We start from the raw sequence: 19,690 nt of genomic DNA on the forward strand, positions 1-19,690 counted from the left end.
CTTCCTCTTCCTAGACTCTTTATCTTAATAAGGATCCGCTTCATGACCTTTCTTCACAGCGTCTTTCGTTGCTTCATTCGCAGCTATTGAACCTTCACCATATTTAGACTTACCTGCTTCGCGTCCTGGTATATTGCTCTCTGTATCCATTTCTTTCATTTCTTTCATTTTTGTTTCCAACGCTTCCTTCACACGGCGGCCATAGTCTGCATCGGCTTGTGTGAATTGCTCAATCATGGCATCTTGGATTCGTTTATCACATACAGCAAGAGCATCGGATAGGTTTTTGATTAGTTCATCGCGCTCCCAATCTTCAAAGCTGCGATACGTGTGGCCCGCTTGACCGTAGTTGTTAGGGCGATCAATTGGTGCACTCATTGCTGCAGCATTATATGTTGGTCGATGTGGGTAATGATTTTCTTTGTTTGCTTCCTTCAAGCCGTCCAGCATTGATGGCTCATAGTTAATATGTGGATTGTCTCCAGACTCTTTCTGGTCACGTGTAGCCATCTGACCTCGTTGCTGATTTGTGCGTACAGGTGCCTTCGGTGCATTCACAGGTAGTTTCAGATAGTTCGCGCCAACACGATAGCGTTGTGTATCAGAGTACGAGAAGGTACGGCCTTGCAGCATTTTGTCGTCTGAGAAGTCCATTCCATCGACAAGAACCCCTGTACCAAAAGCTGCTTGCTCAATCTCTGCATGGAAGTCTTCTGGATTTCGATCAAGAACCATACGTCCTACCGGCAACCATGGGAATTTATCTTCCGGCCAAAGTTTCGTATCATCAAGTGGATCAAAATCAAGTTCTGGATGGTAATCATCCTCCATGATTTGGACAAAGAGCTCCCATTCAGGATAATCTCCACGCTCAATCGATTCATATAAATCTTGTGTTGCATGACCGACGTTTTTCGCTTGAATCTCATTTGCTTCCTCTTGTGTTAAGTTTCGAATCCCTTGCTTCGGCTCCCAGTGATACTTCACTAGCACAGCCTCGCCTTTTTCATTTACCCATTTATAAGTATTTACCCCAGAACCCTGCATATGACGGTATGTAGCAGGAATCCCCCATGGAGAGAATAGGAATGTAATCATATGAGTTGCTTCTGGTGAACGGGAAACGAAGTCAAACATTCGCTCAGGATTTGGTACGTTCGAAGCTGGATCTGGCTTAAACGCGTGAATCATATCAGGGAACTTCATCGCATCACGGATAAAGAAAATTTTCAAATTGTTCCCGACCAAATCCCAGTTGCCGTCTTCTGTATACATTTTCACGGCAAAGCCACGTGGGTCTCTAGCAGTTTCCGGTGAATCCTTCGCTCCTGCCACTGTAGAAAAGCGCACCATGAGAGGGGTTTTCTTTCCGGCACCTGAAAAAACTTTCGCACGAGTATAGTTTTCTACCGGTTCCTCTCCAACCTTTCCGTACGTTTCAAAATAGCCAAAAGCACCAGATCCCCGTGCGTGTACGACACGTTCAGGTATTTCTTCACGGTCAAAGTGGGAAATTTTCTCGATGAAGTGATAATTTTCTAGAGTGGCAGGACCACGATCGCCAATTGTACGGATGTTCTGATTATCTCGTACAGGGTGTCCTTGGCGAGTTGTCAGCGTCTCGCGCTTTTCGTCATCCTCATTGGATGGATTCATATCTTTATTATCTGCCATAATGCAAGCCTCCTAAAATTAGTACATCCTTTATTTTCCTCCCTGTTGGAAATTTTATACGGTAGTGGGATTAATTTAATGGAGTAATATTGCTAAGAGTAGATGGTTATAAAAACTTTCTATGCAGATTCATCGATTAGGTATGAGCCAGTTGCCATGACAAAAAGCTTGGAGAATCCTCCAAGCTTACGCATACGTCTCTATTTTTACTCTTGATCCTGATACCCGTTTTTCCGTGCTTGCATTTCATCAGCGATTTCGGCATCAAAAGCCTTTATACTTTCAGCGCGACGGTGGTTCTTTTCTTTGATGGCTTCTCGTTGCTCTTCTTGTAAATCAGACTGCAACGTTTCTTCAGCAGCCTCAATATTGTGCTGTGTATTATCCTTCATTTGTTGCAGACGCTCAACGTTATTCTCTCGATTATCCGGCTTTGCCATGTCTATTACCCCTTTTTCTTCAGAAATAGCTGCTTTAAAAGCGCAATCTTAGTATGACAAAGATCGCTAATGATATTCAGAAAAGTAGATATACTTAAGATTAAGGTTAGATAGGTGACACAAGCGAACAACAAAAAAGAAGCAACCACCCGTCAGCCTGCAAAGAGAATGGGGGAGTTGCTTCTTTTTAACATTAAATGGAAGATGGGAGCGCGAGAACCGTCAACACGCTTCAGCTGGGAGCGCTTCCACACTCACTCCTAAGAAGCGTGCGTTCCAGGTGTCAAATCACCTTTGTCTAAAGGTCTATCTTTTGAATTTAGACTAACTGCTGCAAAAATACCGATAGTCGCACAAACAATAATATAAATGAAGGCAGAAACATACAAGCCATTCGAAATTTCAATTAAAAAGCCCATCACCATAGGTGCTAATAATGCACCAATCATTCCGCCGAGATTAACCATTCCAAAAGTTGAGCCTAATACGTTTTTAGGGAATAGCTTATGTGGCAAACTAAAGACTGTCGCTACCACTGGCCCGTGGAATAGCATACAAATTGACTGATAAACAATAACGAGAGTAACGGACGATGCATTGTATAACAAGTACAATGAGCCAATCATAACGAGAAGACTTAAAATGGAAAGGTGCTTTTCTTTTCCACTTAGACGCGACTTAATCAGTTGACCACCGAGAATAACCCCAACTGCTCCAAAAAGGGCAGGTACCGCTGTGAGTAGCCCCATCGACATTAAATCAAGGCCTCTAACATTGACAAGATATGGAGGCATCCAAGAAATGAGTCCCCATACAACTGTACTTACTGCAAACCACATAATCGCCAAGTGCCAGCTTGTTGGAACCTTTAAAATATCTTTAAAAGATGACTTTTCAATTCGATCTTGTTTCATCATTTCAACTAGCATATTTTCTGGTCTTAAATAATGCCACATGAGCCAAGCAAAAAAGATCCCAATTAATCCAATGGCAATAAAAAGGTTTTGCCAACCGATCCACACGAGTAGTGGTGTAGCAATTAAAGGTGCGATGACCCCACCGAGTGAATTGGAAGACATCATAATGGTCTGAGCACTTGTCCGTTCTTCTTTCGGAAAGGTATCGGCTATGGCTTTCGAACTTGCTGCCGGATATCCACCTTCCCCGAGACCAAACATAAAACGAATGATGATCATAGACAAAAGAGACCAAGCCATCCCAGTTAAAACGGTAAAAAACGACCAAACGAGTATGGCAATCGTAATGACTTTTCTTGATCCATATTTATCTGCAAGCCAGCCTCCAGGCAATTGCATTAAAGCATAACCAGCAAAGAAACTACTTAACACGATCCCCATGACAGACGGGCTAAGGTTAAAATCCTTGGCAATTTCGACAATCCCGACATTCATTGCCATCCTATCTAGATAAGACAAACACCATCCTAAAAATAGGAGGATAAGTATCGTTTGCCTTTTACTTTTCTTCGGTGTATTCATAACATTCACTCCTTATCATTTGCTTATATGTAATGAAACTTCCTTGCTATCTTTTTGTGACTGGTTTAGATAATCGAACACGAGTGAGATAAACATCTTTCCAGCGGTCAGAATGGACTGCTCGTCCACATCAAATTTTGGATGATGATGTGGGTAAACCGCTTGAATATCAGCATTTCTTCCGCCTACATTGAAAAAGGCACCAGGTCGCTCTTTTACATAGTAAGCAAAGTCCTCCATCGCCATTTGTAACGGGGATTCCGAAACATTTTCTTTGCCAACGACATCTTCGCCGATTCGTTTAATACGAAGGGCTTCGTCCGAATCATTACAGACAGAAGGGTAGCCGTATTCATAATTGATTTGACAGGTTGCACCTGCTGAGCTACATGCCATTTCTGCGATCTTTCGAATGTTTTCTGCTGCAAGCTTACGTGCTTCCTCTGAAAATGTTCGAACAGTTCCAGCCAACGTCACTTTATCAGGAATAATATTAAAGCTGCTTGCACCATCAAATGAACAAACGGTAATCACAGCAGGGTCTGTCGCATTAATACGACTAGCAGCGATCTGTTGAATATTCGTTACGATTTGACTTCCAATTAAGACAGGATCAGCGGCAAGGTGAGGGGAAGACCCATGTCCACCTTTTCCTTCAATGACAATTTCAAATTTGTCTCCAGCTGCCATCATGTAGTTTTCTTTAAAGCAAACTTGTCCTACAGGTACGTTTGACAACACATGAGCGCCGTAGACTACATCTACATCTGTTAGACATCCGTCTTCAATCATCGCTTTTGCCCCACCAGGAATGACTTCTTCAGCAAATTGGTGAATGAACAGGACATTGCCATGTAGTTCCTCTTTTACCTTACTAAGCGCACGGGCTGTGCCTAGTAGGGAGGCAGTATGAATGTCATGACCACATGCATGCATCACGCCTTCAATTTTTGACTTATAAGGAACAGACTTAGCATCTTGAATAGGAAGTGCGTCAAAATCAGCACGGAGCGCAACCGTTTTGCCTGGTTTTCCTCCTTTGAGTAACGCTGTAACGCCACGGCCTCCTACTCCGGTTTTCACCTCTAGCCCCAACTCTTTTAAATAGGTTGCGATCATTTCTGGGGTTCTTTGTTCTTCAAATGACAATTCAGGGTACATATGCAAATTACGTCTAATTTCGACGAGATCTGCAAATATTGTTTCTAGTTCTTTGAATGCGGTTTTTTTCATTATTGCTTCTCCTCCTAGCCCTTTTTTTGTTAACGTTTTCAAATAAAAGAATAGTAACACTTTTCTGCGTTTCCTAAATATTATATAATCTCAAGTAGAACATCAATGTGTAGTTAAACAAGGTTAGTATAGTGTAATTGTTGATATCAACAACTGGGGTGGGGAAGGTATGCAAGGGAATGAAGTTTTTCTTAAACAATTAAGTCTAGAAAATCAAAGGGCGCTGGACCATGTCATGAATCTGATGGAAAGTTTTCGAGCGATGAATTCGAGTCTTGAATTGGATGAGGTCTTGAAAAAAATCATGCATTACGCGCTAAATATTGTCGAAACAGCAGAGGCAGGATATATCCAAATGTTAGATGAAGCGTCGAATAAACTGGTTATAAAGGCGTATGTGGGTTTTAATGATAGCATCAACTCCTTTAAAGTAAATGTCGGGGAGTCAATCACTGGAAAAGTTTTCAGAGATGGTTGTGTGAGGCTCATGTCTTCAAGAGATGAAATTTATCAGAGTATGGGTGATTTGAGTAGGGAAAATTTTGAACTGATCGATAAGGCTCATGATAAGAATCAAAATATAAAATCGGTTTTAGCTGTCCCTGTATCATTCGGAACAAACCGGATTGGGGTGATGGCGCTTCATTGTTTTGATATCGAAGACGGCATTAGTGAAATTGATCTCCAACTGTTACAAAGTTTCGCTTCGCAGGCAGCGATTGCCCTTTATAATGCTAAACTCCATACAGAAGTACAGGAAACGTTGCATGAAGCAACCCATTTATCACAAAGGCTCAAAGAATCAAATACCTTATTAGAAAAAAGGACAAACATTCACAACCTACTAACGGAGTTATCCGTTCAGAACAGAGGTCTCGATGCGATTATTGTAGAAATGAATAAATTGATGACAAGAACGTTTGTGTATGTCGATTATCTTGAAGGAACATTTTATCCCAAACACAATCACCAAATCGCTAGAAGGATAGATGATGTTTTCCTTCTTTTCCGAACGAAAGCCAAACCCGCATACGTATCGATCTATGACAGTGCTTCGGTAGGTGGCTATATTTATCCGATTAGGTCCGGTTCGATCTTATTAGGCTGTATCATTGTCGAAGGTAACGCGCCTTTATCACAACTCGATCATCTAATCATTGAACAGGGAGCACCTATTCTATCTCTTGAAATTATGAAAAGAAGATCGCAAACGGAAATTATGTATAAGAGAACCTATGAAACCTACCAACAATTTTTGAAAATAAAAAGTCCGAAGCAGGCAGAGCTTGCTGCTGAGGAATTAGGGATCTATCATCACCCGTTTCTTCTAACGGCCCTAATTGAGTTAGATGGAAACATCGATCTGCATTCTCTTGAAAACGAGGCATTGCTTCTACTAGCACACCTGAAAGAGCAAATGTCCTTTAAGGATAGTGTGCTATTTAGCTATAATAATAAAATTACGATATTTTCTGCTTTTCAAAATGCGAGTCAGGAAGCCTACTTGACAGAAGCAATTGTAAGCGCTCTAAAATGGTGGAACGAGCGTTATACCGTAGTAGCCCGAGGAGGAATTAGTACAGGATACTACCATCCTGGACAAGCCGAAGAAAATCATTTAAAAGCAGAGAAAGCTCTTCTGTACCTGAGAAAACAAATGGAAAAAGGCATGATTCATTATAAAAAAATTGGGGTCAGCAGCTTTTTTTTAGACCGTTCTCCAGCAGAAATCGATGCATTCATGAAGGATACATTTTCGCAATTATGGATAAATCATGAGAAAAACGATGAATTGTTAAATACCCTTTTTACATACATTCAGAATAACCGGTCCATGGCTGCGACTGCTAAGGAGCTCCATATTCATACAAACACACTCTATCATCGCATTAAGAAAATAGAGGATACTCTTAGTTTGGATTTTAACCATTACGAGGATTTTCTTAAAGTGCAGCTTGGATTCTATCTTTTTAAAAATTTCTTGGAGCATTAGGGGAGTATGGGGACGGATGTGGCCTCTCCCTAGAGGTAAGGCCAAAATGAAACTTATAGAAGTCATGGATAAGCTGGTAACTATATAGCGAACAGGGAATTAATGTTAAAATTATTATGGGTTGCTACAAAAGGATTGAGGTGAAAAAACGTAGAATATCCTCAATGGATTAAAACAGGTATATCAAAACGTTTTATTAATGAGTTACAAAGCTTTTGCTTGAGGGTGTGGTAATATATGAACAGGGAAAGGCTGTACGAGAAGCTTAACGATTACAAACGTGCGAGTACGAGACTTAATGAAGCAACAGAAATTCAAATAGAATCAGATATTGTTTTTGATGGTGTTATCCAGCGATTTGAGTTCACATTTGAATTAAGTTGGAAGTGGATGAAAATGTTCTTGGAATATACAGGTATAACGGAAATTAAAAGTCCTAGGGCAACGATAAGGGAAGCATTTACATACGGCTTAATTGAAGACGGAGAACAATGGATTGATATGATGGTAGATCGGAATAAAGCTTCTCACCTTTATGATGAGGAAGAAGCGAAACTAATATATGAGAAAGTGAAGAGCCATTATAGCCAGTTGTTAACCAACTTGTATGATAAATTAGAGGAAGAAATCTCAAAGGTATAATGAGAGTGTAAATCAACAAAACAGGGTCTTTAACGAAAGCGTAGGAGTTGTCAATTGGACAACTCCTACGCTTTCGTTTTTACCTTTAATCCTCTTTTTGGTGGCTAGACCAACTCTCCCGTTGCTCATCCTTTTCCTCGAAAAAATCAGAAGCTTTGACTGCGCGCAACATACTCCGGGTGGTGACCGGCCCCGCAGTCCTCTTCGCTAATTGAATGTAAAACAACTTCAGCAAAAGCTTCTACTGCTGGAGACAACCATTTTTTCTTTTTTATTAGCATATGGGGGTAAATGGGGTCGAATTGTTCGGAATGACCTAACATTTTTAGCTTTCCACTCTTAACTTCTTCTTTAACAAGTGTACTGCATTAAAGAACAAGGTAAATAAGGAATAAAAATACCAAATAAAGTAAAAAGTAACCTTAACAAATGGAAAGTTGAGGTTACATCGTGAATAATTTTAACCCTACAGCTAGAGTACGGAGATTCAAGGCGCATGTTAGTGCTATTGGTACTACACAACTACACCTCCGAAATCCATATATCATTGCTTGGTGGTCAGCAGCATTCCCTGGTTTTGGTCATCTTCTTCTATCTAAATATCTTAGAGGTTATGCGCTATTTCTTTGGGAAATCCTCATAAATAACATGACAAACTTAAACCTTGCTATGGTGTACTCGTTTACTGGTAATATGGAAATGGCAAAAAGCGTGCTGGAACCTAAATGGTTTCTCATGTATATCCCTGTCTACCTTTTTGCAATTTGGGATAGTTATCGAACAGCAGTTGATATGAATAAAATGTTTATTTTAGCCGAGCGGGAAAATGCCGACTTTAATTCATACACAATAGGTCCTATTGAAATTAATTATTTAGATAAGAGAAGCCCCATTATGGCAATTGTATGGTCGCTTTTTACACCAGGATTGGGACAATTTTATATACATAGAGTCGTAACAGCCATTTTTACGATGGTTTTTATCATTGTTTTTGTTTACTTCTCGAATGTTCTTGTTGCTATTCATTATCTTTTTTTGGGTGAGATTAACCTGGCTACAGAAGTTGTTGACCCACAATGGCTTTTATTTCTGCCTTCTCATTACGGGTTTGCCGTATACGAATCATACGTTAATACGGTTGAAAATAATAAACTATATGAGAGCGAACAGCGCAAATTTTTTAAAGAAGAATACCAACAATATCGTGTGAAATTTCCTGAATCAATGGGTGAGGTGAAATAAAATGCAGATATTCTCGACTTTTGAGCACTCATCATACCTTGAATTGGCTATTACGTCTTTAGAAAAAGTAGGTGTGAAAAAAGAATGTATACTTGCCGTTCCCCTTATTAACAGAGTAGAGGAAAGAAGGTTATTTGATACACTTCATCGTGCAGATGGTATTAGCCTTTTTGATAAGGGAGCAGCGATAGGGACGGCATTTTCCGTTATTGGAGCAAGTGTAGGTTTTGTTTTAGAGTGGGGTCCTATTTATTGGGGATTAATCGGTGCAGCAGTTGGATTCATACTTGGCTTTATGATCGATTACATCATTTTTAAAGTTGTTCATAAACGAAAAAAGGTAGTAAAAGGGAAAAAGTCAGAAGTGGTACTGGTTGTTGACTGTCCGATAGAATTAGCTGAGAAAGTGGAAGAGGTACTATGGGAGCACCTTGCACTCGGAGTGGCAAAAGTTGGCGCTAGATAAAGATTCAACTTTAATTAAATATAATGAGAATCATCAGTGCATCCTAAATGAAGAGGGGGTACTTGTTTAATGAAATCAAATAAAATATTCGATAAATTATTATTACATACCTTACTTGTTTTAGGACTTGGATTGTTACCTGTAGTATTCAGGAAACCACCAATAAAAGACTGGCTGCTGGTATATTTGTGGAATGCCTTTACGAATGGAATCATTGATAAGGTTGTTGTCTCGAACAATATAGTCAAGTACCCTGTGCGATTATTACCGAAAATGTTTAAAATCCATATATTGTTTGATTTTTTATTATATCCGATTATAACCGTTGCCTATAACCGAATGACAGCAAAAGACAAACCGTTGATGATCGTTTTAAAGTTGCTTTATTTCACAATCCCAATGATTTTGATAGAACTATGGGCAGAAAGAAAAACGGGTTTAATAAAATTTAACAGAGGATGGAAATGGTATCATTCATTTATCAGCCTTAATATTAAGTCTTTGTTAACGAGGCTATGGATTGGATGGGTGAGAAAAGTTGAGGATAAACAACAAAATATTTAAAGTGAGCGTGGGGGTGGTTCACCTGCTTCTTTGAATCTCATGCTACATACTGACTGAAAGAGTTAGTAAAGGGTTCACCTTGCACTAGGAGTTGTACGATGATTACTGAATATGGTTAAAACCAGTTTGCATTCTCCTTATAACAACACCTCTTCAAAAATGCGAAGAGGTGCTGTTATAAATTTTATTGGTATTGTTTCATCCATTCTTGGAAGTTTGCAATGACTCCGTCTAAGTAGGCGATCGTTGTTTCGTCTGTTAAGTTCCCATCAGCATCAAACTTTTCATGAACAGCGCCTACGTATACTTCGTTTCCACCAAGTACTGGAGAACTCAATCCACCAGCAAATAAAATGTCACGCAGGTGCATCTGGGCTTTTACTGATCCGAGAATGCCCATTGAAGAACCCATGATAATGGAAGGTTTTCTTTGCATTACTTGGTCAACGCGGCTTAACCAGTCAATCGCATTTCCTAATACACCAGGAATAGATGAGTTATATTCAGGTGTTACCCAAAGAACAGCATCAGCTGCCTTTACTTTCGCTTTCAAATTAAGAACTTCTTGTGGTGCATCTAATTCAGTATCTTGGTTGTACATTGGTAGTGGAGCTAAGTCTAAAATTTCTAGATCAAATTGATCTGCGTAACGTTTTTGAACATGTTTTGCCAGTTGTAAGTTATATGAATCTTTCCGAATACTTCCTACGATTGCTACTACTTTCATTTTGTTAACCTCCAAATGTTAAATGTTTTGGATCATGTCTTTTCTTTGATCTTTTACTGCTTTAAAAAGCTATATATTGCCATTAAATTATGAAAAAATTACTCAGATTCGAGCTGAATCCATTGCTGAGACCAGCTTTCGATTGTCCTTAAGACAGGTTCCATTGAAAGTCCCTTTTCTGTTAAGGAGTATTCAATGACTACGGGTGTTGTGGGTATAACCTCACGTTTCACGATCGCTTGATGTTCTAAGTCTTTTAAACGGTCAGATAATACTTTTCCACTAATCCCTATAGCAGATTGAATTTCACTGAATCGTTGCGAACCTGCTAATAATTGATAAATTACTAATGCGGTCCATCTTTGACTTAAAATGGAGATGGCTTTTTCGACTTTTGGGCAAATCGATGGTTGCTTCATATGTTAACAACACCTCACTTAGTTAGATTATACCACAAAAGCCCAATTAATTTACAAAAGCAAATGTAGTTACTTGACAAAAGTTAGTTATGAAAATAAACTAAGTTACATAAGGTAAGTAATAAAAAGGAGATAACATTCATGAACCAAAACGAAATAGGGAAACTTATTTTAAGAGTGGTGTGAGGTTTTACATTCTTTATTCATGGATTATCAAAATTTCAGGATACAGCAGTTTTTTTGGTAGCATGGGAATTCCTGGATTTTTGGCATGAGTTGTAGCTATCATTGAATTAGTAGGTGGGATCCTAATTATTTTTGGCTTAGGAACGCGAATTGTTTCGCTCTTGTTTGCACTGGTTATGATAGGAGCTATTTTTATTGTAAAGCTTCCAGCTGGTTTTTTGGGTAATGGGGAAATGGCAGGATATGAATTAGACATAGTATTACTAGCGATGTCTATTTACTTTATTTTAGCCGATAAATCAAAATTTTCTTTAGACCATAAACTATTTAATAAAAAGGAAGATGATAATGGGATTTCACTCTAAACCAACAACATTTGTATCGCACGTCAAAGTAAAAGTAGCAGATTTAGAACGTGCAATAGCATTTTATCAGGGGATTCTTGGCTTTGAAGTTTTAGAACAAACAACGTCGACGGTAAAACTTACAACGGATGGAAAAACAAGTATTTTATCACTTGAACAGCCCGAGGATGTTATGCCAAAACAGGGTAGAACAACAGGGTTATATCATTTTGCCATTCTTTTACCGGAAAAGTCGGACTTAGCCAATATAGTAGTTCATTTAACGGAAAATGGCATCCGCTTTGGGGCTTCTGATCATCTTGTAAGTGAAGCCTTGTACCTCCATGATCCAGATGGAAATGAAATAGAAATTTATATTGATCGAGATCCTTCAGAATGGACGTGGAGTGGAGAAGAAGTAGCGATGACGGTTGATCCACTAAATTTTGAAAAACTAGTAACTCATGTAACAGAGAGCAAATGGACTGGCATGCCAAAGGAAACAGTAATGGGTCATATTCATTTACATGTTGCTGAACTAGAAAAGACAGAAGAATTTTATGTGAAAGGCCTTGGATTTGATGTAGTCAATCGATTTGGAGGGCAGGCGCTATTTCTTTCTAGTGGCAAGTACCATCATCATGTCGCTGTCAATGTCTGGAATGGAGTCGGGGCGCCGAGGCCACCCAAGAATGGTGTAGGCCTTGAATACTTTGTACTAACCTACCCAAGTGAAGCAGCCCGCCAAGAAGCGATCGACAACTTACAAAAAATCGGGGCTGCAATCACTGAGGAAAATGACACCATGATCGCACACGATCCTTCAGGAAACGCAGTTGTGTTGGGTGTGTGAGTGGCAGTGAAAAGGGGGGGTTTTTCCTTTTTTGCTGCCTTATAGGCAATATGCGTAGCCGTTATCCTCTTTTGAAAGCCTTACTATGAGTGGGTTTCTCATAGTAAGGCGTGTGACGTGTGGGGCCATTGCGCTTCTTCGAGGTTCTTTTACTCGTGTTTCCCTCAATGAATTAAAGTAAACAAAATAATGGATTTCTGACTTGAAGTAACAGTTGTCTGATAAGGGAAGCTGCCGTAATGGCAGCTTCTTTGGCTTATTATGCTAACAGAACAGAAGAGTTGAATAAGCAATAGGCCGTCATCAAGCCGATGAAGACCCGGATGAGGGAGAATGGCAAGGGAAAAGGTCATCATCAAGCCGATGAAGACCCGGATGAGGGAGAATGGCAAGGGAAAAGGTCATCATAAAACTGATGAAGACCCGGATGAGGGAGAATGGCAAGGGAAAAGGTCATCATAAAACTGATGAAGACCCGGATGAGGGAGAATGGCAAGGGAAAAGGTCATCATCAAGCTGATGAAGACCCGGATGAGGGAGAATGGCAAGGGAAAAGGTCATCATCAAGCTGATGAAGACCCGGATGAGGGAGAATGGCAAGGGAAAAGGTCATCATAAAACTGATGAAGACCAAACCGGAGGAGAATATCAAGAGAAAAGGTCATCATAAAACTGATGAAGACCAAACCGGAGGAGAATATCAAGAGAAAAATCCATCATCAAGCCGATGAAGACCCGGATGAGGGAGAATGGCAAAGGAAAAAGGCATCACGCATCGTGGCGACGGTTCATTTCAAGTATTTAAAGAAAATGTATGATTTAATGGAAAGTACAGTATAAAGATCAAGAAAGGCGACCGATTTCGATCGCCAAGAGAGTATCCATTCTTTTTTATTATAACCCTGGTGCTGGAATGATTGTCGCAAACCAGAAACTGATCACAGGAAGTAAAGCTATGATAAACAGAAGAAACATCCACGTTAATCCTTTACGATCCAATGCAGAACGAGCATCGCGCACAAGTTCACGAAGTCGTGGTAATTTACTCATACGTAACATTATCAGTTCAAGCACTAAAAGTAGCACTGTAGCTACCGCAGATACGAGACAGAAAGGACAAATCGCTTCAATGACAAACAATTGTAAATACACAAAGAATGCAGAAGACATTACACCAATAATTGTAATGGGTGTTAACACTTTAAGCACTAAAGGATGACGTGTTTGAAACCACACTCCAGAAAGTACGAGAGTTGTAAGGTAATAGAATCCTCCCATTAGAGCAAGTGGAATTCCCATCACATAAGCCCATTCACTCGTCATAACTGCCCACGGTGTTCCAGTTACATCAAAGCTTGCCGGTAGTGGAAGTACCCAGAAATGAACCCCCGTTAAGAAAATACTCACAGCCCAACCAAGTGCGGCAATCGCCGTAAAGAGCGCAAATAATTTCGGTACAGCCGATCCATACGAATGTGCAAAACCAACTGTTGTTTCTTGACTTACTTCTTTTTTAAAATTTATTGTTTTTTCTTGTACTATCTCTTTCAAAGTAATCCCTCCATTCTAGGTGTTAAAAGGGTATAAAGAGGGTATTAGTTGAAGTTTTTAGTATTATTGCTGTGGGAACCATTCTTCTTGTAGGGTGTAACGGAGATACATCTAAGGAGTTAAAAGTACCTACATTAACAGGTGCGAATCAAAAAGAGCATCACTTCATCATGTGACGCTCTTTTTGATTCGTTAAACTTATAGCTCAATTAAGTGAGCTTTAACCTTAACTCTTTCTAAAGCTTAAAATTTTCGCCTTTAAAATTTGGCAAACTTCATTATGTTCATTGAACGTTTCGCACTCAACCAATAGAAGAGCTTGGTTCGGTTTGGATGTAGAAGGTTTGATCTTTTTAATTGTGCTCTTTACATGTAAAACATCATCTGGGCGGGTTGGTTGTGGCCATTTAATCTCTCCACCAGCCCCAATTACTCCATGAGCAAAAGGGAGACTCTCTGTCAATAATCTCATAGTAATCGCTGCAGTATGCCAACCACTGGCAGCTAATCCTTTGAAAAAAGTATCTTCGGCTAGGTTCTCATCACAATGGAAAACTTGAGGGTCAAACTCATGAGCAAATCTTTTAATTTCGTCTGCACTTAATTTATATTTTTTACTGATAAAACTGTCACCAACTTGTAAATCATCAAGATAAAGGGCCATAGAATATCCTCCTTCAATTTTTTTTATGTATATCCATATATTGAGATGCTGTAAAAAAACAACATTTTTATACTTTTCTGAAAATTATAATATATATGTGTAATGGTATTGGTAAGCGTAGTTTCTGTCAAGAAATAAGCATGGGACGGTTTGACGATGACGTTTTCGTTTGAAATAATAATACTGACATATTTAGGAGGCAATAACATGGAGAATTTCACTGATTATTTAGCGACTATTGATAACCCACAACATCGGGCCCGAACGGAAGAAGTTTTGACTTGGATAACTGAGAAATTTCCCAATTTGGTGCAGGAAATTAAGTGGAATCAGCCTATGTTTACCGATCATGGCACTTATATTATTGGCTTTAGTGTAGCCAAACAACATTTGGCTGTTGCCCCTGAGAGAGTAACGATTTCTCGTTTTATTGAAGAAATTGAAAAGGCCGGCTATAGTCACACTAAGGAGTTGGTACGGATTAAGTGGAATCAGCCGGTTGATTTCTCATTGCTTGAGAAAATGATCGAGTTTAATATTTTGGATAAGGCAGACTGTTCGACCTTTTGGCGAAAATAGACAGTTGCCCAATAAAAGGAGCTACCAAATGGCAGCTCCTTTTATCATGCTCGATCTAACAGCTTGTTAGGTGAATAAGACATGTTAAAATTAGTATGATAGGACAGTAGAAATAGATTAGAAAGTAGGAATAAAAAGTGTATAAAATCGGAGTTGTTGGGCCTAGCACGTCCGTAAAGCGGATTCTCAAATTAGCTTGTGAAATGGAACAACAAATGGAATTTATCCCTTACTCATATACAGAGGTAAAAGAGGTAGAGAATATTGTAATTGAACATAAACACGAAGTTGATTTTTGGCTATACTCTGGTTATATCCCGTATATGACTGCGAAACAAAAACAGTTAACTGACGAAAACTCAGTTTACATATTCTCAACGGAATCCAGTATCTATAAAGCTTTTATGGAACTTGTTTATTCTCAAGGAACATTAGTGAATCGATTAAGCATAGATATGATCCCTGCTACTGAGGTAGTGGAGGGAGAGAGCTTGGAACAAGTGAAAAAATTGGTGAAGGACGTTTACGTAAAAACGCTTGATGTGGACATTGATTCCAAGGACCTGTTTCAGTTCCATTATGATTTATGGCAACAACAAAAGACCGATGGTGTTTTAACGTGTTATCCAACTGTTCATGAGGCTTTAACGAAAGCAGGTGTTCCGGCTTATTTGCTGTATCCGACTCGTATTGAAATTTTTCAAACGATACGGGTTTTCTTTGAAAAGATAAAGACATCCTACTATAAAGATACTCAGATTGGTGTTGAAAAAATCGATCTGAAAGATTTTGACTCGATCAAAGAGAAAATGGAGAAAACCTACCAAATCCAGTATTTGGAGCTTAGGATGAAGGAAATGCTTATCCAGCTTTGTGAAAAGGTTGATGGCTCTCTATACGAGGAAGGGAATGGACGTTATACGATCTTTAGCTCTCGAGGTGCCATTGAAAGAGAGCTTCAGACGTTAAAGGAAACAGCTCATTCCTTGTCACTTGAAGCAGATACTCCTGTTTCCGTGGGGATTGGTTTCGGAAAAACAGTATTATCGGCAGAAATTAACGCTCATCGTGCCCTCCAGCAGTCGAAGAAAAAAGAAGAACAAGGGATTGTTATGGTTCAGGATGATGGAACCATTATTGAGTCGGTAAAACAGGACAAAGAACTTAAGTATGCCTATCGTACAGATGATAAAGATTTTTTTGAGAAATTAAAAAAAGGGAAAATCCCTATCAAAACGTTTAAGAAAATAGAAGCCTTGATACATAAAATGGGGTGGAGGGATTTTACGACTAAAGATTTGGCAGCCCATCTTCAAATGGGTGAACGAAATGCCCAGCGTATCGTTGCTGCAATGTGTGAAGTGGGTGTTGCACAGTATATAGGGGAGGAGTCACACCACCACCGAGGGAGACCAATGAAAATTTATCGTTTAAACTAAGCATTCCATAAAAGGGTGCTTTTTTATTTGGGGTTTTATGGAATGAAAAAAATTGTTGAAGGGAGACGTACTTTATCGTAATATGTATATAACGAAATTTTCGTTATATATTCGCAAAATTAAGTTTTTTGTTCATAAAACTTTTTTTGTTTATAACACATGAATCTTTTAACTGCTTCTTTCATTAACAGGATGTATTTAACGAAAGTTTCGTTAAGATTTTTTTAAGTTAGGGAGGATTATTTTGGAATTGAAACAAATCTTGCAACAGATTGAAGAGGTTTCTCAAAATGTTTTGGAATGGCGTCGTTACTTGCATCAACATCCTGAGTTATCTTTTCAAGAGTACGAAACATCCCAATATGTATATGATGTACTTCAAGAATTTGGTGGATTTGAACTCGAGCGACCAACAAAAACAAGTGTTGTTGCACGTCTAAAAGGGGAGAATCCGGGTAAGGTTGTAGCATTACGTGCAGATATGGACGCACTTCCGATTCAAGAAATGACGGAACTCCCTTTTTCTTCCACGAAAGAAGGGTTGATGCATGCATGTGCGCATGATGGTCATACAGCTATGCTGCTTGGGGCAGCAAAAGTATTGAAAGACTATCGACATTTATTACATGGTGAGGTTGTTTTTATCTTTCAACACGCAGAGGAATTACCTCCTGGAGGCGCACAGGAAATGGTTGCAGCAGGAGTGTTGGATGGAGTCGATCAAGTAGCAGGTATCCACTTAATGTCAACCATCCCATCTGGAGTAATAGGCATTCGTCAAGGATCGATTACCTCGGCTAGTGATGTTTTTGATATTAAAATTCAAGGAAAAGGTGGACATGCTTCAACTCCTGAACTTACGGTTGACCCATTAGCTGCTGGGGCACAAATTGTGACAGCCTTAAACCATATTGTATCTCGGACTATTTCCCCGCTCAATTCTGCAGTTGTTTCGGTAACGAAGTTCCTAGGAGGCGGTACTGCTCTTAATGTTATTCCAGATTCAGTTGAAATTGGTGGTTCTGTTAGAGTTCTTGATGGAGATACGAGAGAATTAATTGAACAAAGAATCAAAGAAATAGCCGATGGAATTGCGAAGGCAAATGGAGCTACGGCAAAAATCGAATATCAGTATGGCTATAATCCAGTGCAAAATGACCCGGACGTTACGGAATGTTTACAGGCGATGCTTGAAGAACATTTCAAAGATAACACTATAGAAAACATTAATCCAATGCTAGGTGGGGAGGATTTCTCAGCTTTTAGTGATGAGAAACCGGGTTGTTATGTCATGATCGGTGCAGGGGATGAACAGAAGGGCATTGTGTATCCACATCATCATCCTAAATTTGATATCGATGAGGATGCTTTAAAAGTGGGGCTGAAGTTCCACGTATTAACAGCTTTAACACTGACTTCGAAATAAATAACGAATAAATTGAAAAGGAGAGGGTTCCCTTGCCCAGGAAATTGAAAAACGAGAAGAGGACTATATTTGATCGACTGTTAGATTCGATCGAGTATGGTGGTAATAAGTTACCTGATCCAATTGTTTTATTTTTCATTCTGTGTGGACTAACATTAATTGCATCGTTTGTGACAAGTTTATTCAATGTATCTGCGACCCATCCGGTTACTGGGGAAGAAGTCGTGGCTAATAACTTACTAAATGGGGAAGGTTTAGTTACTATTTTAACAAACATGGTTACAAATTTTAGTACCTTCCCACCTCTTGGGCTTGTTCTTGTCGTAATGATCGGTGTAGGACTTGCTGAACAGAGTGGATTTTTTAACGCGATCATGAAACGTGCCGTTATCTCCACCCCAAAAAGGCTACTAATCCCTTCCATTATCCTTCTAGCGATAATAGGGAATGTAGCTGGAGATGCAGGTCCAGTTGTCCTGCCACCTCTTGCGGCTACGATCATGATGGCGTTTGGCTATCATCCACTAGTCGGCTTGGTAGCGGCGTATGCTTCTACTTTAGGAGCTTTTGCTGCTAACTTTTTCCTTGGAATGTCAGATACATTAGTCGCCGGATTTACAGGGCCAGCTGCACAAACTGTGGATCCTAACTATCTCGTAAATCCAGCGATGAACTATTATTTTATCGCTGTTTCAGCCGTAGTTCTGCTATTTGTAGCAATTTGGGTCACTTATAAGTTTACGATTCCACGCTTTGGTACTTATACAGGAGAAATTCATGAACTTGAGGGAGTTACTCCTGAAGAAAAACGTGGATTAAGATGGGCAGGGGTTTCCACTACGATTTTCACGATTGCAGTCCTTTTCTTAGTTCTTCCTGAAAACGGGATTTTACGAAACCCTGAAACTGGCTCAATCATTGAAAATTCTCCATTAATGGGTGGGATTGTCCCATTACTGGCAATCTTTTTCTTCATCCCTGGTCTTTTTTATGGAATTGGAGCAAAATCGATCAAGAGTTCACGTGACTTTGGCGAAGCACTTGGAAAGTCGATGTCGACAATGGGTCCATATATCGTGTTAGTCTTTGCCGCTTCACAATTACTAGCGTTTTTCGCTTCTAGTAATTTAGGTCCCATCATTGCGATTAAAGGATCAGAGTTCTTGAATAATATTGGGGTTACGGGTGTTCCTTTAATTGTTATGTTTATTCTTTTTGTAGCTTTTATCAATCTATTAATCGGCAGTGCTTCGGCAAAATGGGCGATTTTGGCTCCGATTTTCGTTCCTATGTTTATGTTTTTGGATTATCATCCTGCATTTACACAAGCAATGTATCGGGTCGGTGATGCGATTACTAATCCGATTACACCAATGGTGCCATATCTCGTGTTGCTATTGTCATTTGCAAAGAGATTTGATAAAAACATCGGGTTAGGAAGCTTAATTGCTGCGTTATTCCCGTATACACTTTTCTTCGGGTTATTCTGGATCGTGATCGTTGTCATTTGGTACTTACTAGGTATTCCAGTAGGTCCTGAGGGGCCAGTTCATTTATAAGGTGAGTGGGTAATGTTCGTACCAAATTAAATGATTTAATAAAGTATTGGGGCTGTTGCGATGAGCAGTCCCTTAAGTTTTGACTAACAGTTGCATGAAAAAAAGGATAGATGAAAACATGAATTTAGATCATGTTCATCTATCCTTTATTTTTGTATGAAATGTTTGACACTACATTTGTGTTTTTAGG

General features: G+C 39.4%; 22 protein-coding genes and 1 pseudogene. 14 read left to right on the plus strand and 9 right to left on the minus strand.

Annotation, left to right across the window (positions count from 1 at the left end):
• Nucleotides 1-24: 24 nt before the first annotated feature.
• From AC1FXZ_RS10885 to AC1FXZ_RS10900, 4 genes are all read right to left on the minus strand, one after another.
• Nucleotides 25-1,674: a catalase gene (locus AC1FXZ_RS10885; protein ID WP_480053450.1), complete on the minus strand. Its 1,650-nt coding sequence runs from the start codon at nt 1,672-1,674 to the stop codon at nt 25-27.
• A gap of 206 nt (nt 1,675-1,880) precedes the next feature.
• On the minus strand, nt 1,881-2,114 hold the full coding sequence (gene tlp / locus AC1FXZ_RS10890; protein ID WP_480053452.1) for a small acid-soluble spore protein Tlp: 234 nt from the start codon (nt 2,112-2,114) through the stop codon (nt 1,881-1,883).
• A gap of 260 nt (nt 2,115-2,374) precedes the next feature.
• The gene (locus AC1FXZ_RS10895) at nt 2,375-3,613 is read right to left on the minus strand and encodes an MFS transporter (RefSeq protein ID WP_480053454.1); all 1,239 of its coding nucleotides are present in this window, start codon (nt 3,611-3,613) and stop codon (nt 2,375-2,377) included.
• A 15-nt stretch (nt 3,614-3,628) separates the two neighbouring features.
• Entirely contained in the window at nt 3,629-4,846 is a 1,218-nt protein-coding gene (locus tag AC1FXZ_RS10900) for a M20 metallopeptidase family protein (RefSeq protein ID WP_480053456.1), read from the minus strand.
• Nucleotides 4,847-5,015: 169 nt separating this feature from the next.
• Here AC1FXZ_RS10900 and AC1FXZ_RS10905 point away from each other — a divergent pair, with 169 nt between their 5' ends.
• Both AC1FXZ_RS10905 and AC1FXZ_RS10910 read left to right on the plus strand, forming a co-directional pair.
• Nucleotides 5,016-6,839 (plus strand): helix-turn-helix domain-containing protein, encoded by a 1,824-nt coding sequence (locus AC1FXZ_RS10905; protein ID WP_480053458.1) that lies wholly within the window; start codon nt 5,016-5,018, stop codon nt 6,837-6,839.
• Between the two features lie 237 nt (nt 6,840-7,076).
• Nucleotides 7,077-7,481 carry a nucleotidyltransferase substrate binding protein gene (locus AC1FXZ_RS10910; RefSeq protein WP_480053460.1) on the plus strand — a complete coding sequence of 135 codons (405 nt, stop codon included), beginning with the start codon at nt 7,077-7,079 and terminating at the stop codon, nt 7,479-7,481.
• Nucleotides 7,482-7,627: 146 nt separating this feature from the next.
• On the opposite strand, the gene AC1FXZ_RS10915 is transcribed toward AC1FXZ_RS10910, so the two are convergent.
• Nucleotides 7,628-7,804: a hypothetical protein gene (locus tag AC1FXZ_RS10915; RefSeq protein ID WP_480053462.1), complete on the minus strand. Its 177-nt coding sequence runs from the start codon at nt 7,802-7,804 to the stop codon at nt 7,628-7,630.
• A gap of 127 nt (nt 7,805-7,931) precedes the next feature.
• On the opposite strand from AC1FXZ_RS10915, the gene AC1FXZ_RS10920 reads away from it, so the two are divergent.
• The 3 genes from AC1FXZ_RS10920 to AC1FXZ_RS10930 all read left to right on the plus strand — a co-directional run bounded on the left by AC1FXZ_RS10920 (nt 7,932) and on the right by AC1FXZ_RS10930 (nt 9,753).
• Entirely contained in the window at nt 7,932-8,723 is a 792-nt protein-coding gene (locus tag AC1FXZ_RS10920) for a hypothetical protein (protein WP_480053464.1), read from the plus strand.
• A gap of 1 nt (nt 8,724) precedes the next feature.
• Nucleotides 8,725-9,189: a hypothetical protein gene (locus AC1FXZ_RS10925; RefSeq protein WP_480053466.1), complete on the plus strand. Its 465-nt coding sequence runs from the start codon at nt 8,725-8,727 to the stop codon at nt 9,187-9,189.
• 69 nt (nt 9,190-9,258) lie between these two features.
• Nucleotides 9,259-9,753 carry a CBO0543 family protein gene (locus tag AC1FXZ_RS10930; RefSeq protein ID WP_480053468.1) on the plus strand — a complete coding sequence of 165 codons (495 nt, stop codon included), beginning with the start codon at nt 9,259-9,261 and terminating at the stop codon, nt 9,751-9,753.
• Nucleotides 9,754-9,937: 184 nt separating this feature from the next.
• On the opposite strand, the gene AC1FXZ_RS10935 is transcribed toward AC1FXZ_RS10930, so the two are convergent.
• Together AC1FXZ_RS10935 and AC1FXZ_RS10940 are read right to left on the minus strand one after the other, a co-directional pair.
• The gene (locus tag AC1FXZ_RS10935) at nt 9,938-10,480 is read right to left on the minus strand and encodes an NADPH-dependent FMN reductase (protein WP_480053470.1); all 543 of its coding nucleotides are present in this window, start codon (nt 10,478-10,480) and stop codon (nt 9,938-9,940) included.
• A gap of 98 nt (nt 10,481-10,578) precedes the next feature.
• Nucleotides 10,579-10,899 carry a winged helix-turn-helix transcriptional regulator gene (locus AC1FXZ_RS10940; RefSeq protein ID WP_480053472.1) on the minus strand — a complete coding sequence of 107 codons (321 nt, stop codon included), beginning with the start codon at nt 10,897-10,899 and terminating at the stop codon, nt 10,579-10,581.
• 201 nt (nt 10,900-11,100) lie between these two features.
• Between AC1FXZ_RS10940 and AC1FXZ_RS10945 the strand changes: the two are divergent.
• The 5 genes and pseudogenes from AC1FXZ_RS10945 (at nt 11,101) to AC1FXZ_RS10965 (ending at nt 13,122) form a co-directional block, all read left to right on the plus strand.
• Nucleotides 11,101-11,450 (plus strand): annotated as a pseudogene (locus AC1FXZ_RS10945) (DoxX family protein).
• The gene (locus AC1FXZ_RS10950) at nt 11,434-12,282 is read left to right on the plus strand and encodes a VOC family protein (RefSeq protein ID WP_480053474.1); all 849 of its coding nucleotides are present in this window, start codon (nt 11,434-11,436) and stop codon (nt 12,280-12,282) included. The pseudogene AC1FXZ_RS10945 and the gene AC1FXZ_RS10950 overlap by 17 nt, the downstream one beginning before the upstream one ends.
• 333 nt (nt 12,283-12,615) lie before the next feature.
• Nucleotides 12,616-12,744: a hypothetical protein gene (locus tag AC1FXZ_RS10955; RefSeq protein WP_480053476.1), complete on the plus strand. Its 129-nt coding sequence runs from the start codon at nt 12,616-12,618 to the stop codon at nt 12,742-12,744.
• A 27-nt stretch (nt 12,745-12,771) separates the two neighbouring features.
• Nucleotides 12,772-12,900, plus strand: a complete 129-nt coding sequence (locus AC1FXZ_RS10960; protein WP_480053478.1) for a hypothetical protein — start codon at nt 12,772-12,774, stop codon at nt 12,898-12,900.
• Between the two features lie 57 nt (nt 12,901-12,957).
• Nucleotides 12,958-13,122, plus strand: a complete 165-nt coding sequence (locus tag AC1FXZ_RS10965) for a hypothetical protein (protein ID WP_480053480.1) — start codon at nt 12,958-12,960, stop codon at nt 13,120-13,122.
• 54 nt (nt 13,123-13,176) lie between these two features.
• Here the strand turns inward: AC1FXZ_RS10965 and AC1FXZ_RS10970 are convergent, their stop codons facing one another.
• Nucleotides 13,177-13,833, minus strand: coding sequence for a vitamin K epoxide reductase family protein (locus tag AC1FXZ_RS10970; protein ID WP_480053482.1), 657 nt, complete (start codon nt 13,831-13,833; stop codon nt 13,177-13,179).
• A gap of 226 nt (nt 13,834-14,059) precedes the next feature.
• The gene (locus AC1FXZ_RS10975; RefSeq protein ID WP_480053484.1) at nt 14,060-14,497 is read right to left on the minus strand and encodes a MaoC family dehydratase; all 438 of its coding nucleotides are present in this window, start codon (nt 14,495-14,497) and stop codon (nt 14,060-14,062) included.
• 207 nt (nt 14,498-14,704) lie between these two features.
• Here AC1FXZ_RS10975 and AC1FXZ_RS10980 point away from each other — a divergent pair, with 207 nt between their 5' ends.
• The 4 genes from AC1FXZ_RS10980 to AC1FXZ_RS10995 all read left to right on the plus strand — a co-directional run bounded on the left by AC1FXZ_RS10980 (nt 14,705) and on the right by AC1FXZ_RS10995 (nt 19,500).
• Complete coding sequence (locus AC1FXZ_RS10980; RefSeq protein WP_480053486.1) at nt 14,705-15,076, plus strand: iron chaperone; 372 nt, start codon at nt 14,705-14,707, stop codon at nt 15,074-15,076.
• A 137-nt stretch (nt 15,077-15,213) separates the two neighbouring features.
• Nucleotides 15,214-16,515 carry a hypothetical protein gene (locus AC1FXZ_RS10985; RefSeq protein WP_480053488.1) on the plus strand — a complete coding sequence of 434 codons (1,302 nt, stop codon included), beginning with the start codon at nt 15,214-15,216 and terminating at the stop codon, nt 16,513-16,515.
• Nucleotides 16,516-16,759: 244 nt separating this feature from the next.
• Nucleotides 16,760-17,941: an amidohydrolase gene (locus AC1FXZ_RS10990; protein WP_480053490.1), complete on the plus strand. Its 1,182-nt coding sequence runs from the start codon at nt 16,760-16,762 to the stop codon at nt 17,939-17,941.
• Between the two features lie 32 nt (nt 17,942-17,973).
• Nucleotides 17,974-19,500, plus strand: a complete 1,527-nt coding sequence (locus AC1FXZ_RS10995) for an AbgT family transporter (protein WP_480053492.1) — start codon at nt 17,974-17,976, stop codon at nt 19,498-19,500.
• Nucleotides 19,501-19,690 lie beyond the last annotated feature (190 nt).

The organism is Halalkalibacter sp. HAAS-P014, assembly GCF_056619965.1.